Genomic DNA, 15,962 nt, shown 5'->3' with positions numbered 1-15,962 from the left:
TCAGCCACGTCCGGCGATGCGGTTGATGCGGTCGACGGCCCGTTCGAACCCGCGGGTGAGGTCGTCGAAGACCGCCCGCACACTGCGTTGTGAGTTCATCTGCCCGACGATCTGGCCGACCGGCGTGCCGAGCAGCGGCTCGACCTCGTACTTCTGGATGCGGGAGACGGCCTCGGCGACCAGCAGCCCTTGCAGCGGCATCGGCAGCGGATCGGGTCCCGAGGGGTCGTCCCAGGCGTCCGTCCACGCCGTACGGAGCTGGCGGGCGGGCTTGCCGGTCAGCGCGCGGGAGCGGACCGTGTCGCCGGGGCCCGCGGCGAGCAGCTTCTCGGTCAGGCGCCTGGAGTGCAGCCCGGCCTCCTCGGTGGTCAGCCATACGGAGCCGAGCCAGACGCCCTGGGCGCCCAGCGCCAGCCCGGCGGCGATCTGTTCGCCGGTGCCGATGCCGCCGGCCGCGAGGACGGGCAGCGGGTCCACGGCGCGGACGACCTCGGGTGTGAGCACCATGGTGGCGATCTCCCCGGTGTGGCCGCCGGCCTCGTAGCCCTGCGCGACGACGATGTCGATCCCGGCGTCCTGGTGGTGCCGGGCGTGCCGGGGGCTGCCCGCGAGCGCGGCGACGAGGATGCCGTGTGCGTGGGCGCGCTCGACGACATCGGCGGGCGGTGAGCCGAGCGCGTTGGCCAGCAGCCGGACCGGGAAGTCGAAGGCGACGTCGAGCTGCGCGCGGGCGACCTGCTCCAGCCAGCCCGTGATGCGCCAGCCGGACGCCTCGCCCGGCGGCAGCTCGGGCACCTGGTGCTTGGCGAGGGTCTCGGCGACGAAGCGGCGGTGTCCCTCCGGGATCATCGCCTCGATGTCGGCCTCCGTGACGCCTTCGACCTTCTTGGCGGGCATCACCACGTCCAGGCCGTACGGCGCGCCGCCGGTGTGCCGGTCGATCCATTCCAGGTCGCGGGCCAGTTCCTCGGCCGCCGCGTAGCGGACCGCGCCGAGCACGCCGAAGCCGCCGGCCCGGCTGATCGCGGCGGCGACCGCGGGGAACGGGGTGAACCCGAAGACGGCGTGCTCGACTCCCAGCCGGTTGCTCAGCTCCGTCTGCATGGCCGCAGGATGCCGCAGGGCGCCGTACGAGGGAAGAGATTTTCTGATGCCGTGTCAGTAAAAGTGCCGGCGCGGTGCGCGCCGCCGTGTCACACGCGTGGTGCCCGCATCCGTCCGGAGGGACGAGCACGCGCACGAAGAAGACGCACCCGCACAGCGGGCCGGCACCGGGAGGCACATCATGCGCACGGACATCACCGTCGTCGGCGGCGGTACGGCGGGCCTGGTGGCCGCCATCGCCTGCGCCGAGGCCGGAGCGGCGGTGACGCTGCACGAGGCGCACGGCTCGCCGGGCGGGCGGGGCCGGGCCACGGCCGCGCCGTACATCGCCCACGAGGGGCCGCACGTCTTCTACTGCGACGGCCCGCACTGGACCTGGCTGGCCGAACGCGGCCTGACCGGCCGGCTGGGCCGCCCGTCCGCCCGCGACCTGCTGCGGGTCTCCTTCGTACGGGACGGGCGGCGCACCCTCCGGCCGCCGGCCGGCTTCCTCCGGATGATCACGGTGGGCCGGTCCCGTACCGCGCCCGTCGGTGAGGACTTCCACAGCTGGGCGTCCCGGCACTTCGGCGAGGAGGCGGCGCGCGCCGCGGCCAACGCGATCGCCGTGGTGACGTACGACGCGGACACCGGCCGGCTGTCGGCGGCCTTCGTGTGGGGGCTGCTGCGCCGTGTGTTCGCGCCCGGGGTGCCGGCCGTGCGGTGGGTGGTGGGCGGCTGGCAGGCGGTCGTGGACCGGCTGGCGGCCCGCGCCCGGCAGCTGGGCGTACGCGTCGAACTCGGCTCACGGGTCACCGAACTCCCGGCGCACCCCACCATCATCGCGACCGAACTCTCCTCCGCCCGCGCTCTTCTGGGCGACGACTCGCTGCGCTGGGAGAGCGGCCACTGCGTCCTGCTGGACCTCGCGGTCCCGCGCGGCGGGCACGACCGGTTCCTCGCCTTCGACCTGGACGCGGGCGGCTTCCACGAGAGCTATTCGATGCAGGACCCGACGACCGCGCCGCGCGGCACGTCCCTGTTCCAGCTGGACATGCCGGTCCGCGCCGGGGAGAGCCCGGCCGACGCGCGGCGGCGGCTGGAACGGTTCGCCGAGCTGGCGGTGCCCGGGTGGCGGGACCGTGTGGTGTGGCGGCGGCAGGGCACCGCGCGCGGCCGCACCGGCGCCCTGGACCTGCCGGGGCTGACCTGGCGGGACCGGCCGGCCGTCGACCGCGGCAACGGCGTGTTCCTGGCCGGGGACCAGGTCGCGGCGCCCGGCATGCGCGGTGAGATCGCGATCAACAGCGCCGTACGGGCCGCCGCGGGCGCGGTGCGGGCGGCCGGGCTGCGGGGGCGGGGGCGGGGGCCGGCGGGGGCCGCCTGATGCGTACGGCCGTGTACGGAAGTGGTCCGGCGGCCGGGCCACACCCGTTCCAGCCCCGGTCGGCCGGTCACCCCCGCTCCAGCACCGCCATGGCCGCGTTGTGCCCGGGAATCCCGCTCACCCCGCCGCCCCGGACCGCGCCCGCACCGCACAGCAGCACATTGGCGTGCCCGGTGGCCACACCCCACCGGGCCGCCACGTCGTCCCCGTCGGCCTCCGTGCCGTACGGGAACGCCAGGTCCCGGTGGAAGATGTGGCCGCCCGGCAGCCCGAGGTCGCGCTCCAGGTCGAGCGGGCTCCTGGCCTCGATGCACGGGCGGCCGTCCGCGTCGGTGGCCAGGCAGTCGGTGAGCGGTTCGGCCAGGACGGCGTCCAGTTGGGCGAGGGTCGCCGCGAGCAGGCGCTCCCGGGTGGCGTCGTGGTCCTCCGTGAAGAGGCGCGCCGGGGTGTGCAGGCCGAAGAGGGTGAGTGTCTGGCAGCCCTGGCGGACCAGGTCGGTGCCGAGGACGGTGGGGTCCGTGAGGGAGTGGCAGTAGATCTCCGAGGGCGGTACGGCGGGCGGTTCGCCGGCCGCCGCCTGCCGGTAGGCGGTCTCCAACTGGCCGTACTCCTCGGCGACATGGAAGGTACCGGAGAAGGCGAGGCGCGGATCGACGTCCGGGTCGCGCAGCCGGGGCAGCCGCGTGAGCAGCATGTTGACCTTGAGCTGGGCGCCCTCGGCGGGCTCGGGCGGCCGCTCGCCGAGCAGCCCGGCCAGGGTGTGCGGGGCGGCGTTGACCAGCACATGGCGCGCGCCGACCGTGCCTTCGGCGCAGGTCACCTCGGCCGTGCTGCCGTCCGTGGCGATCCCGGTCACCGGGCAGCCGGTGACGATCTCGGCGCCCGCCGTACGGGCGGCGGCGGCCAGCGCGTCGGTCAGCGCGCCCATCCCGCCGACCGGCACGTCCCAGTCGCCGGTGCCGCCGCCGATCACGTGGTAGAGGAAGCACCGGTTCTGCGCCAGCGACGGGTCGTGGGCGTGCGCGAACGTGCCGATCAGCCCGTCCGTGAGCACAACGCCGCGCACCAGGTCGTCGGCGAACGCGGCCTCGACCGCCTCCCCGAGCGGCCGCTCGAACAGCGCCTCCCAGGCCGCCGCGTCGTCGATACGGGCGCGCAGCGCGGTCCGCGTCGGCAGCGGTTCGGTGAGCGTGGGGAAGACCCGCTCCGCGACCCGGCGCGTCGTCCCGTAGAAGCGCCGCCAGGCCGCGTACTCCCGGTCCGAGCCGGTGAGCCGGGCGAACGAGGCGCGGGTGGCGCCCTCGTCGGAGCCGACGAACAGCCCGGTGTCACGGCCGCCGCGCACGGCCGGGGTGTACGAGGAGACCGAGCGCTTGCGGACCGCGAAGCGCAGGCCGAGATCCCGCACGATCTTCCGCGGCAGCAGACTGACCAGGTACGAGTAGCGGGACAGCCGCGCGTCCACGCCGGGGAAGGCCCGGGTGGAGACCGCGGCGCCGCCGGTGTGGTCCAGCCGCTCCAGGACCAGCACACTGCGCCCGGCGCGCGCGAGATAGGCGGCGGCCACCAGGCCGTTGTGCCCGCCGCCGACGATGACCGCGTCATAGAACGTCCGTTCCGGCATGCCCCTTGGTAACACGCGTCGCCCCCTGCCGCCAGGTACGGACGGTTGAATTCCGGGCACCGGCGGGCGCGGCTGCTTGCCCCCCTGCTCCTACGTTCCTACGGTCCGACGATGCGTTGTATCGGCCCGCTCTCTCCCCCCACGAGGTCCTCTGTGCGCGATGCGTCGGCTCCGCGTTCCCCGAGACGCACCCTGATCGGTCTGAGCACCGCCGCCCTGTGCGCGGCGGGCGCCCTGTCCGCGACCGCCGCCGTCCCGGCCGCCGCCCTCCCCACGGCGGCGGACGCGGACGGCGCGCGGGCCGCGGCGGTCTACCCGAACCTCACCCCGAAACCCCCGATGGGCTGGAACAACTGGTCGTACTACATGTGCGACATCAACGAGAAGGTGATCCTCGACAACGCGCGGGCCCTGGTGAAGTCCGGTCTGGCGGCCAAGGGCTACGACACGGTCACCGTCGACGACTGCTGGATGAGCAAGCAGCGCGACGCCAGGGGCAACCTCGTACCGGACCCGGCGAGGTTCCCGCGCGGCATGGCGTACGTGGGCCGCGAACTGCACCGGATGGGCCTGAAGTTCGGAATCTACGAGGATGTCGGCCACCTGACGTGCGAGAAGTACCCCGGCAGCTTCGGCCACTACCAGCAGGACGCCGACCTCTTCGCCAAGTGGAAGGTCGACTACCTGAAGATGGACGGGTGCAACCTGTCCACCGCCCCCGGCCGGACCAAGGAGCAGACGTACCACGACGCCTACCGCGCGGTCAGCCAGGCCCTGCGCAGGACCGGCCGCGACATCGTCTTCTCGGTCTCGGCGCCCGCCTACTTCCAGTACGACGGCGACCAGGTCTGGCACCGGGTGATCCGCTGGTCCTCGCAGGTCGGCAACCTGTGGCGGGAGGGCCGTGACATCGCGGTGGAGAACCACAGCGGCGCCAGGAAGTGGTCCTCGATCAAGTACAACTACGCGTACAACGCCAAGCTGGCGCCCTTCCAGCGGCCGGGCCGCTGGAACGACCCGGACTTCCTGCTCGCCGGCGACTCCGGTCTGTCCACCCGGCAGATCCAGAGCCAGATGTCGCTGTGGGCCGTGATGGCCGCGCCGCTGATCTCCAGCACCGACCTGACGAAGATCTCCCCGGCCGCCCTCAAAGTGCTCGGCAACCGGGACGTCATCGCCGTGGACCAGGACCCGAAGGGCGTCCAGGGCCGCGTCGTCCAGCAGGGCACCGGCTACGACGTGCTGTCCAAGCCGCTGCGGAACGGGGACCACGCGGTCGCGCTCTTCAACTCCGGCGACTCGGCGCAGACGCTCACCACCACGGCGAAGACGGCCGGCCTGCCGAAGGTCCGCGCCTACGAACTGCGCGATCTGAACACCGGGCGCACGACCCGGACCGCGGGGAAGATCTCGGTACGGGTACCGGCGCACGCGACGGTGCTCTACCGGGTGCACCCGCGGCGGTGAGCGGACGCCGGGCCGGGCGCGCGGGGTACGTTCGGCCCGCCCTCAGCCCCGGCCCGGCGTACGCCGCTGCCGCAGTGCCGCGACCTGCCGGTACAGCGCCACCGCCTCGGCGGAGCGCCCGAGCTGCTCCAGGCACTGGGCCTCGTCACCGCGGCTGGCCAGCGTGTCCGGGTGGTCGGCGCCCAGCACCCGTTCGCGGGCCGCGGCCACCTGCCGGTAGACGGCCAGCGCGTCGGGCCAGCGGCCCAGCCAGCCCAGGGCCACGGCGATCTCCCGGCGGCTGACGAGCGTGTCGGGGTGGCCGGCGCCCAGCACCTGTTCGCGGAGTGCGGCCACCGACCGGGCCTCGGCCAAGGCTTCCTCCCAGCGTCCGAGGCGTCCGAGGTTGACGCCGAGGCCGTGCCGGGCCCGCAGCGTCTCCGGGTCGGCGGGCCCCTGCGCGGCCGTACGGGCCTCGGCGAGATCCCGGTACAGCTCCAGCGCCTCGCCGCTGCGGCCGAGCCGCCCGAGGCTTATGCCGACCTCGTACCGGGCGGCGAGGGTGTCGGGGTGCCCCGGCCCGAGCGCCTGGGCACGGTCGACGGCCACTTCCCGGTACGTGCGCAAAGCCTCCGCCCACCGCCCCAACTGCCCGAGCAGGTACGCGACCTCGTACCGCGTGACCAGCGTGTCCGGGTGCTGCGGCCCCAGCACCCGGGCCCGCGCCGACGCCACGTCCCCGGCCATCCGGTACGCGTCCTCCAGCCGGCCGAGGCGGCTCAGGTTGAAGGCGAGGTTGTGCCGGCAGCGCAGGGTGTCCGGGTGATCGGGGCCCGTCGTCCGCTCCCGGGCCGCGAGCACGGACACATACGCCTGGTGCGCCTCGAAGTGCCGCCCGAGCCGCCCCAGCGCGTACGCCGTCTCCTGGCGCGCGGCCAGGGTGTCCGCGTGATCGGGCCCCAGGCTCCGCTCCCGCCCGGCGGCGACCCGCTCGTACTCGCGCAGCGCGTCGGCGGGCCGCCCGGACCGGGCGAGGGTGACGGCCACCTCGAACCGGCTGGCGAGGGTGTCGGGGTGGTCCGGCCCGAGCGCGTGCTCCCGCTCGGCGGCGACCGCGCGGTGCACCTCCCCCGCCTCCGCCCAGCGGCCGAGCCGCCCGAGGCTGAGCCCGGCGTTGTGCCGGGCGGCCAGGGCGGCGAGGTGTTCGGGTGACGGCACGGGCCGCTCGGAGACGTACGGCGCCGGGGTTTCACGGCTGAGCGGCGGCAGCCCGCTGGTCCACGCTCCGGTGAGCCCGGAGGTCCGGTCGGCGGGACTCTCCTTCCGCGCCCGGGGAGCGGCCGGGGTTCCGACGGTCATCCCCCGGGTCCAGGACGGCAGGGGACGGACGGCACGCGTCGGCGTCCTCCCCGCGGGCCCGCCCTCCCCCGCGGCAAGCGGCTCCGGCGACCGCCTGGCCGAGACAAGTCGTTTCACCAACTCGGCGGCGTCCCGCGGCCGGTCCTCCGGATCCTTCTCCAGCAGGTCCAGCACCAGCCGCTCGTACGCCTCCGGCAGGTCGGGACGGCGGACGCGCGGCGGTTCCGGCGCGGTGTCGCGATGTCCGACCAGCACCGCCCAGGCATCGTCGAGGTCGAACGGCGGCACGCCCGTGGCCAGTTCGTACAGCACACACCCCAGCGAGTACAGATCACTGCGGTGGTCGACCGTACCGGCGCCGATCTGCTCGGGCGACATGTAGTGCGGTGTGCCCATCGCGATGCCGGTGCCGGTCAGCCGGGCGGTGAACCCGATGTCGTGGCCCAGCCGCGCGATCCCGAAGTCGCAGATCTTCACCGTCCCGTCGGCGACCCGCACGATGTTCGCGGGCTTGAGGTCGCGGTGCACGACGGACTGCTCGTGGGTGTACGCGAGGGCCGCCGCGACCTGCTCGGCGATGTCCGCGAAGTCCGGCACGGGCAGCGGGCCGTGCCGGTTGTCCTCCAGCAGCTGGCTCAGATTGCGCCCGTCGAGCAGCTCCATCACGAGGAACAGGATCCCGCCGTCCTCACCGAAGTCGTGGACGACCGTGATGCCGCGGTGCTGCAGGGCCGCCGCCACCCGCGCCTCCCGCCGGAAGCGCTCCCGCAGCACCCGCATGAACGACGGATCGTGCCGCGGCCCCAGCGGCTTGAGGCACTTGACCGCGACCTGCCGCCCCAGGGACTCGTCGCGCGCCCGCCACACCTCGCCCATGCCGCCGCGCCCGATCAGGTCGAGCAACCGGTAACGCCCCTGCACCAGCCTGCTCTCCGCCATCGCCCGCCCGCGCCCCCGTCCCCACCGCGCCCCGGCCCCTGCCCCGCCCGCCCAGTATGGCGGGGCGGGGACGGGGGGTGTAGGGCGCTGGAGGGGCGCCGGGCGGCCGGGGAGCGGCGCCGGGCACTACCTCCGCACCCGCGGCATCCCCAGCCCGATCCACGCGATGATCTCGCGCTGGATCTCGTTGTTGCCGCCGCCGAAGGTGAAGATGACCGCGGAGCGGTAGCCGCGTTCGAGGTCGCCGTGGAGGACCGCGCCCGCCGAGCCGTCCTTCAGGGGCCCGGCGGCGGAGAGGACCTCCATCAGCCAGGCGTAGGCGTCACGGCGGGCCTCGGAGCCGTAGACCTTGACGGCGGAGGCGTCCTGCGGGGTGAGGGTGCCGTGCTGGAGGGCGTCCACCATCTGCCAGTTCAGCAGCTTCATGGCGTCCAGCCGGGTGTGCGTACGGGCGAGCCGGCCGCGGACCCAGCCGAGGTCGATGACGCGCCGCCCGTCGGCCAGCTTCGTCTCCGCGGCCCAGCGGCGGACGTCGTGCAGGGCGCGGATCGCCATGGTGCCGTGGGCGGCGAGGGTGACCCGTTCGTGGTTGAGCTGGTTGGTGATGATCCGCCAGCCCTGGTTCTCCTCGCCGACGCGGCGGGTGACCGGGACACGGACGTCCTCGTAATAGCTGGCGGTGGTGTCGTGCGAGGCGAGGGTGTTGATACGGGTGCAGGAGTAGCCGGGCGCGGAGGTCGGTACGAGCAGCAGGCTGATGCCCTTGTGGGGCGGCACACCGTCCTCGACGGGCGCGGTCCGCACCGCGAGCCAGACCCAGTCGGCGGTGTCGCCGTTGGTGGTCCAGATCTTCTGGCCGTTGACGAGGTAGGCGTCGCCGTCGCGTACGGCCCGGGTGCGCAGCGACGCGAGGTCCGTGCCGGCGTCGGGTTCGCTGTACCCGATCGCGAAGTCGATCTCCCCGGAGAGGATTTTCGGCAGGAAGTACGCCTTCTGCTCGTCGGTGCCGTACCGCATGAGCGTCGGCCCGACGGTGTTCAGCGCCATCAGCGGCAGCGGGACGCCCGCCTGCGCGGCCTCGTCGAAGAAGATGAACTGCTCCATCGGGGACATCCCCCGCCCGCCGTACTCCTCGGGCCACCCGACCCCCAGCCAGCCGTCCGCGCCGAGCCGGCGGATGGTGGCGCGGTAGAAGCGCTTCTGGACGGTCGGGGCGTCCCCGTCCGGCGGACCGCCCGAGCCGTCCGGTCCGTGGAGGCGCGCGTACGCGCCGTCGGGGACCAACGTGGCGAAGTACTCCCGCAGTTCGGCCCGCAGCCGCTGCTGTTCCGGGGTGTATTCGAGGTGCACGGCCCCTCCTGGTCCGACGGGCGCCCGACCGGCCCGGGCGGCGCCCGCGGCCGGCACAGGGGCTCGGCGCGCGGGGTCGGCCGGCGTTTCTGACGGGCCGTCGGTTCATGGGTCGTGGGGCACAGTAGAACGTGTTCCATTGATAGGGAAGGGCGCGGAGGAAGGGGGAAGGACACGGAGGGCCTTCGCACCTCCAGGGTGCTCGCGGGCGGCGTACGGCACCCAACCGGGCGGCAGTTGGGCTCAGGGGGCGGTCGGCGTGGGGTGGCCGGCGGCGGCCGGAGGGCGGCTCTCCCAGAACGCTCCCGTCGTGCGTCCGCCGGTCCCCGGGCCCGCCGCGGCCGGCTTGGCCGCGGCGTCGACCAGGGCGCGCAGCGCCACCGTGTAGTGCGAGGGCACGGCCAGCCGGTCGAGCAGGTCGTGGGCCTGGCGGAGCAGGCTGTCGCGTGTCGCGAGTGTGGCGGCCTGGACGGCGGGGTCCAGCAGCATGGCCTTGATCTCCGCGCGGCTGCCGGGGCTGTCGGCCGCCTCCGCCAGGAGCCGCAGCGCCCGCCGCCGCTCGGCGCCGGTGAGCCGCCGTACGGCACAGACCAGGCGGTAGGTGGCGATGCCGTTGCGGAGGTCGTCCGCCCGCTCGTCGCGCAGGTCCTCCTCGTCGATACGGAACTGCAGCAGCGTGCCGACCGTGTACCCGAACTCGCGCCACGCCGCGGTCACGGCGTCGGCGCAGCCGGCGACGCGCGCGGTCATGCCGCAGGCCATCGCGTACGCGGAGCCGCCCTTGTGCTCGTACGTCGTCAGCACGGACTGCGGGTCGACCGTCGCCACGGTGTTGACCAGGTCCCTGATCCGGCCGTCGTTGGTCAGGGTCCAGCCGTCGAGGTAGTCGCTGATCAGGCTCTCCCGCAGGGCGGCCGGGAGGTCGAGGGCGGCGAGGGCGCGCAGCGGCAGGCCGTGGCCGCATTCGAGGGCGGCCATCAGGGCGGGCCTGGCACCGACGCCGTACAGGGTGGCGTCCGCGTGCCCGTCGGCGATGTCGTCGAAGGCGTTGGCGGCCCGCCACCACAGCACGTGGGCGGCGGCGACCGGGACGGCGGGCTCGGGGACACCGGTGATGGCCGCGTGGGTCAGCAGCGGCAGGGCGGTCTCGTTGCGTTCGTGACGGCCGCGGTCGATCACCTTCCGTACGGTGGTGCGCAGCGGTCCGCAGGCGTCGGGGTAGTCGTCCAGCTGCCGCTCGATGAACGCGGTCACTTCGGGCAGCAGCCGGGCGGTCACCTCGTCGGCCCGTACCGTAGTGCTGGACATGCGTACCTCCGGTGCGGCGTTTTCCGCAGCTGCTGTTGCGTCAACTGGGTCAGGACGTGCGCCGCTTGAGTACCCGGGTGGGCGGGGTCCATGCCCGGTACGTACGAGCCGGGTCCGTGTACGGCCGTACTCCTGCCGCCGCTACGCGGGGAGACGGAAGGCGAGCGCCGCCGCGGCGGCGGGACGGCCGCGACGGCCGCCGAGGTGAGCGTGAAGGCGGTGCCGGTCGCCGCTTCGGGGTTCCACCGCGCCCGATCTCACCGCCCGGCGCCCCGTACCCGCTGGAAGCGGGAGCAGTCCGCGACCGGGCCGCCCCTCACTCCGCCGCCTCCGCCAGCCGCCGCAGCAGCGGTCCCGCCTCGGCGATGCGGCGGATCTCGTCGGGACGCAGCGAGGCGAGGCGCTTGGCCAGCACCTCGGCCTCGCCGCGCGCGATGTCGGCGAGCGCGGCCGCGCCGCGTTCGGTGGCCAGGACGCGGCTGGCCCGTCCGTCGGTGGGATCGGGTTCGCGGCGGATCAGGCCGGCCGACTCCAGGCCCAGTACGGCCGCGGTCGCGGTCGGCTGGGAGCAGGGGACCCAGGCCGCGATCTCGCCGATCCGGGAAGGGCCCTGCTGGGTCAGCAGGGCCAGCACGGCGAGCTGGGTCGGCTGGATGCCGCCGGCCGCCGCGGCTCTGCGCAGACTCCGGGTCAGCCGGTGGAGGGAAATCACCAGTTGCAGTGCCGCATCGTCACCGATTGTCATCGCTCAGCCCATCGCGCCGCCCGGTTCGGGTTCAGGAAAGGGTAAGGCTGGGCCGGTACATGTCCAACCACAGGGCCAGGTCCAGCGTCTTTTCGAGGCCCTTGCGGGAGGCCTGGGTGATCTGCGGCGCGTCGTGCTCGACCGCCCGCTTGAGCCAGGCCCGGTCGACGATGTCGAAGACCGGGTGCGAGGAGTCGGCGAGCAGGTCCTTGGCGTGGTGCTGGAGCGCGACCGCGTACTTGGGGTCCTGCGTGGACGGGTACGGGCTCTTGACCCGGTCGTACACCGACTTCGGCAGCACATCGGCGGTGGCCTCGCGCAGCAGGCTCTTCTCGCGCCCGTCGAACGACTTCAGCGCCCACGGCGTGTTGTAGACGTACTCGACCAGCCGGTGGTCGCAGAACGGCACCCGTACCTCCAGGCCGACGGCCATGCTCGCGCGGTCCTTGCGGTCGAGCAGGATGCGGACGAACCGGGTCAGGTGCAGGTAGCAGATCTTGCGCATCCGGAACTCGAAGTCGCTCTCCCCGTCCAGCCGCCGTACGTCCTTGATCGCGGTCCGGTAGCCGTCCTGGACGTAGGAGCGCAGGTCGAGGGCTTCGGCCAGCGCGGGGGTGAGGACGCTGCCGTCGTCGCCGAAGTGCTCGGCGAAGTGGACCAGCCAGGGGAACGTTTCGGCGCGGCGGGCCTCCTCGTCGAAGAACTGCTTGTAGCCGCCGAAGACCTCGTCGGCCGACTCCCCGGACAGGGCGACGGTGGAATGCTGCCGGATCGCCTTGAAGAGGAGGTACAGGGAGGCGTCCATGTCGCCGAAGCCCATCGGTATGTCCCGCGCCCGGATGACCTTCGCGCGCACCTCGGGGTCGGCCAGCGAGTCCGAGTCCAGGACGATGTCCTGGTGGTCGGTGCCGGAGAGGCGGGCCACGTCGTGGACGTACGGCGTGTCCGGGGTGGCACGCAGCGCGTCGGCCACGAAGTGCTCGGTCTGGCCGACGAAGTCGACGGCGAAGCTGCGGACGGTCTCCCCCACCTCGCCGAGCTGACGGGCCGCCAGCGCGGTCATGGCCGACGAGTCGAGTCCGCCGGAGAGCAGGGTGCAGCGAGGAACGTCGGAGACGAGCTGGCGGCGGACGATGTCGTCGAGCAGCGACCGTACGTGGGCCACGGAGGTGTCCCGGTCGTCCTCGTGGGCACGGGTCTCCAGCGACCAGTACACGTGCCGGCGCAGCCCGCCGCGGTCGACGGTGACCACGGTGCCGGGCTCGACCTCGTACATCCCGTCCCACACGGCGTGGCCGGGCGTCTTGACGAAGGCGAAGAGCTCGCGGACACCGTCGAGGCCGACGGTGCGCCCGGCGAGCGGGTTGGCGAGGATCGCCTTGGGCTCGGAGCCGAACAGCACGCCGTCGGGCGTCTCGTAGTAGTAGAACGGCTTGATGCCCATCCGGTCGCGGATCATGACGAGCCGCTGCTGCCGCTCGTCCCAGACGGCGAACGCGTACATGCCGTTGAGCCGTTCGGCGACCGCCTCGCCCCACTCCAGGTAGCCGCGCAGGACCACCTCGGTGTCGGAGTCGGTGGTGAACCGGTGGCCGCGGCCGGTCAGTTCCTCGCGCAGCTCGCCGAAGTTGTACGCCTCGCCGGAGTAGACGATGACGACCGGGCTGCCGTCCTCCCGGTGCACGGTCATCGGCTGACGGCCGCCCGGGAGGTCGATGATCGCGAGGCGGCGGTGGCCGAGGGCGGCGGGCCCCTGCACCCACGTACCGCGGTCGTCGGGGCCACGGCAGGACATCGTCTCGGTCATCGCGTCCACGGTCTCCTGCTCGGAGCGCAGGTCACGATCGAAGGAAATCCAGCCGGTGATACCACACATGCCATGTCCTCCTGCTCCGGCCCGGGAAGGCGGTCCGCCGGACACGGCGCGCGGCGTGCGCGGGCACGGCGCGGCCCGGCGGCCCGACACCTCCACGGGTCAGTTGTATCGAGCACCTATATAACGAGGGTGTTCCTCGGGTGCCCGAACCGTCAACCTCGCCGTGACGGGCCGTCGGCTCGCGCAATCCGGGGCAAGAGGACGACAATTAAGCCGCGATCAGGGCTGTGATCTGCGGGTTTGCGGGAGCGGGGGCAGGGCGGGGCGCGAGGGCGGATGGGCTGGGGCTTACGGGGACGTGGGGAAGGCTTTACTCGTGGCTGCGGCGGAGGAACCGGGCGGACCTCGGGTGAGCCGTCCCCTGCGCCTCCCCCCCACCTCATGCGCCTCTCCCCCCTCCCCGCGGGTCTGCGCACCTCCCCCTTACCGCCGCCGGGACATGCCCATGGCCCGGGCCAGCGCCCTCCCCATCCGGCGGAACAGACCGCGGCGGCGCCGGGGCAGGGTGATGTCACCGGCCGCGCGCCAGTCGGCCGCCTGCGCCACCATCGCGGTCAGGCTGCGGTAGAAGGCCGAGGACCGGTCGACTCCGTCCAGGTCGGCCCAGACGAGCACGTGCGAGAGGACGCCGTCGTACTCGTGGTACGGGCGGGCCCGCATGTGGTCGGTCAGTTTGCTCCGTACCGCCCGCTGCCGTCCGGCCGGGAGGCCGGAGCCGCGCAGCTCGTCCAGCAGCCGCTGGACGTTGCCCACGACCAGGTCCACGAAGGCGTCGCGGCGCCGTGCGTCCGCCCGCCGGAGACCGGCGTTCTGGAAGTCCTCCTCGCGTCCGGGTGTCTCGTTGCGCACCCGGGCCTCCTCCGCCGCGGAGAGCGGGGGCACCGGGAAGTTCAGCATGCGGGAGTCGTACGCCTGGCCGACCGCGACATGGGTCAGCTCGTGGACCATCACCGCGAGGTGGTCGGTGCGGGTCATGTCCGGTGTGTGGGCGTAGGAGATGGCGTACCGGCCCTGGCCGAGGTCGCGCGTGTTGCCGCCGCCCGCGCCCGCCGTCCGTTCGAAGCCCGCCCGGTTGACGTGGCCGAGGAGCTCCGCGAGAAGCCGCTGGACGTACGGGTCGCGGGTCTCGCGGGAGTAGTCGTGCAGCAGCTGCCGGTCCTGCGCCGTCGAGTCGTTCGTCACGGTGCCCTCCGCTCGGTGCGGCCTGCGGTGCGGTGACGGGTGCTCCGGCGCCAGTCTGCGTACCGCGGCCCGCCGCGCGGTATACGTAAACCCGCCGCACCGCGCGGCTGCCGGGCTCCGGGGCCGCCGGACCGGACTCAGATGCCCGTGCTGCCGTCGATGCGCTCCCGTATGAGGTCGGCCTGGCCGCAGTGGCGGGCGTATTCGGCGGTCATGTGGGTGTAGATCCAGCGCAGGGTGACCGGCTCGCCCCGGTACGTGCCGGTGTCCTCCAGCGTGCGGGAAGCGCAGTTCTTCCGGGCGTGCTCGATCTCGGCCTGCCATATGCGCCGGGCGTCCTCGTAGGTGGCCGAGTCGTCGAGGTCGAAACCGCTGTTGGCGGAGCTGGCGTCCGGGTCGGAGCTGAAGAGCGTCGGTACGTCCTCCTGGGCCAGGGCCCTGCGGAACCAGAACCGCTCGACCGCCGCCAGATGCCGGACCAGGCCGAGCAGGGTCAGCGACGAAGGCGGCGCGGACGCCTCGCGGAGCTGCGGCTCGGTCAGGCCGTCGCACTTCAGGGCGAGAGTGGTGCGGTAGAAGTCGAGCCAACTCTCCAGCGTGGTCCGCTCGTCGGCGTTCATGGGAGGCAGGGTACGTCCAGGTGTGCTCATGTCCGTCATCGTGACACAAGGGTCTGACAACGCGGCCGGGCGACGGCCGCGATCACCGCCCCGGGCGGCACCCACGCCCCTCCCCGGCCCCGCCCGTCTGTCCGCCTACCCGCCCGTCCCTTCGTCGGCGGTCCCCCGGCCCGGCCCCGCCCATCGCCCTCCGGCCCCCTCCGCGATCGCCCTCAGCGCCGCCAGATGCCGCTCGTACACCACACGCCCCTCGGCCGTCAGCGAGAGCCAGGTGCGGGGGCGGCGCCCGGCGCGGCCTTTGGCGACGGCCACCCAGCCCGCCGACTCCAGTGCCGCCACCTGCTTGGAGAGCACCGAGTCGGTCACCTCGACCAGGTCCCGGACCAGGGCGAACTCGGCCTTCTCCACCGGCGCGAGGGCCGCCGCCACGGACAGGCGCACGGGCGAGTTGAGCAGCGGGGCGAGCGCGTGCCGGGGATGGCTGCCCGGCGGACCGGCCTCGCTCCGCCGCGCCGTCACGACGACCTCCGCATTTCGAACCACGCGCCCACGGCAAGCGGCAGCGCGCACACCACGGCCGCCGCTGCCGCGAAGGCCCGGCTGTCCGCGCACACCGTTGTCCCGAGGAGGACCGCGACGGCGTAGAGCGCCGCCCGGGAGCCGATCAGCAGTCCGTGCCGCGCCCCGAAGCCGCGTCGCACGATGCGCTGCCGTGCCGCGTACACCGAGAGCCCGGTGACGAGCCCCGCGTTGACCAGGGTGAAGAGCAGCGCGGCAACCGGGCCGCGCCCCAGCAGGGCGAGGGGTACGAGCACCAGTTGACCCGCTGCGAAGGTCCACAGGTACCGGGCGTACCAGCCGCTGCGCGACCGCGCCGCCTTCTCCGCCGCGGCGGCCCGCCCCAACGCGTCCACGGCATCGGTCGTCTCCCGCACATTTCCCCCTCGATCAGCAGCACGGCCACGAGCACCACGTCACCGTATTGCCAAGATGCCAACTACCTTCCAACTTGGCAAGTAAAAGGACGGAAGCGAACGGCAATT

Annotated in this window: 13 protein-coding genes; 2 read left to right on the top strand and 11 right to left on the bottom strand. The window is 73.5% G+C overall.

The window, feature by feature from the left end:
- Window positions 1–1,104, bottom strand: a complete 1,104-nt coding sequence (locus tag CP973_RS16185; RefSeq protein WP_150241337.1) for an NAD(P)H-dependent flavin oxidoreductase — start codon at window positions 1,102–1,104, stop codon at window positions 1–3.
- Between the two features lie 181 nt (window positions 1,105–1,285).
- Between CP973_RS16185 and CP973_RS16180 the strand changes: the two genes are divergently transcribed.
- Window positions 1,286–2,470 (top strand): FAD-dependent oxidoreductase, encoded by a 1,185-nt coding sequence (locus CP973_RS16180; RefSeq protein WP_150241335.1) that lies wholly within the window; start codon window positions 1,286–1,288, stop codon window positions 2,468–2,470.
- Window positions 2,471–2,537: 67 nt separating this feature from the next.
- On the opposite strand, the gene CP973_RS16175 is transcribed toward CP973_RS16180, so the two are convergent.
- Entirely contained in the window at window positions 2,538–4,094 is a 1,557-nt protein-coding gene (locus tag CP973_RS16175) for a phytoene desaturase family protein (RefSeq protein WP_150241333.1), read from the bottom strand.
- 153 nt (window positions 4,095–4,247) lie between these two features.
- Here CP973_RS16175 and CP973_RS16170 point away from each other — a divergent pair, with 153 nt between their 5' ends.
- Window positions 4,248–5,561 carry a glycoside hydrolase family 27 protein gene (locus CP973_RS16170; RefSeq protein WP_150241331.1) on the top strand — a complete coding sequence of 438 codons (1,314 nt, stop codon included), beginning with the start codon at window positions 4,248–4,250 and terminating at the stop codon, window positions 5,559–5,561.
- A gap of 42 nt (window positions 5,562–5,603) precedes the next feature.
- Here CP973_RS16170 and CP973_RS16165 read toward each other — a convergent pair whose 3' ends face one another.
- The 9 genes from CP973_RS16165 to CP973_RS16125 form a co-directional block, all read right to left on the bottom strand.
- Window positions 5,604–7,838: a serine/threonine-protein kinase gene (locus CP973_RS16165; RefSeq protein ID WP_150241329.1), complete on the bottom strand. Its 2,235-nt coding sequence runs from the start codon at window positions 7,836–7,838 to the stop codon at window positions 5,604–5,606.
- Between the two features lie 126 nt (window positions 7,839–7,964).
- Complete coding sequence (locus CP973_RS16160; RefSeq protein ID WP_150241327.1) at window positions 7,965–9,188, bottom strand: acyl-CoA dehydrogenase family protein; 1,224 nt, start codon at window positions 9,186–9,188, stop codon at window positions 7,965–7,967.
- Window positions 9,189–9,431: 243 nt separating this feature from the next.
- A complete protein-coding gene (locus tag CP973_RS16155; RefSeq protein WP_150241326.1) occupies window positions 9,432–10,496 on the bottom strand; it encodes a polyprenyl synthetase family protein in 1,065 nt (354 codons plus the stop codon).
- A 316-nt stretch (window positions 10,497–10,812) separates the two neighbouring features.
- Entirely contained in the window at window positions 10,813–11,241 is a 429-nt protein-coding gene (locus tag CP973_RS16150; RefSeq protein WP_150241324.1) for a MarR family winged helix-turn-helix transcriptional regulator, read from the bottom strand.
- A 31-nt stretch (window positions 11,242–11,272) separates the two neighbouring features.
- Entirely contained in the window at window positions 11,273–13,117 is a 1,845-nt protein-coding gene (gene asnB, locus CP973_RS16145; protein ID WP_150241322.1) for an asparagine synthase (glutamine-hydrolyzing), read from the bottom strand.
- A gap of 423 nt (window positions 13,118–13,540) precedes the next feature.
- Window positions 13,541–14,299 (bottom strand): hypothetical protein, encoded by a 759-nt coding sequence (locus CP973_RS16140; protein WP_150241320.1) that lies wholly within the window; start codon window positions 14,297–14,299, stop codon window positions 13,541–13,543.
- Window positions 14,300–14,436: 137 nt separating this feature from the next.
- Entirely contained in the window at window positions 14,437–14,919 is a 483-nt protein-coding gene (locus tag CP973_RS16135; RefSeq protein WP_150241318.1) for a DinB family protein, read from the bottom strand.
- Between the two features lie 135 nt (window positions 14,920–15,054).
- Window positions 15,055–15,438 (bottom strand): winged helix-turn-helix domain-containing protein, encoded by a 384-nt coding sequence (locus CP973_RS16130; protein WP_150241316.1) that lies wholly within the window; start codon window positions 15,436–15,438, stop codon window positions 15,055–15,057.
- The gene (locus CP973_RS16125) at window positions 15,435–15,854 is read right to left on the bottom strand and encodes a hypothetical protein (protein ID WP_150241314.1); all 420 of its coding nucleotides are present in this window, start codon (window positions 15,852–15,854) and stop codon (window positions 15,435–15,437) included. Before CP973_RS16125 ends, CP973_RS16130 begins: the two co-directional genes overlap by 4 nt.
- Window positions 15,855–15,962 lie beyond the last annotated feature (108 nt).

Origin of the sequence: Streptomyces albofaciens JCM 4342 (genome assembly GCF_008634025.1) — a bacterium.
GTDB classification, from domain to species: Bacteria; Actinomycetota; Actinomycetes; order Streptomycetales; family Streptomycetaceae; genus Streptomyces; species Streptomyces albofaciens.
Note: the sequence above shows the minus strand (reverse complement) of the source record. Positions and strands in the feature narration are given on the sequence as shown.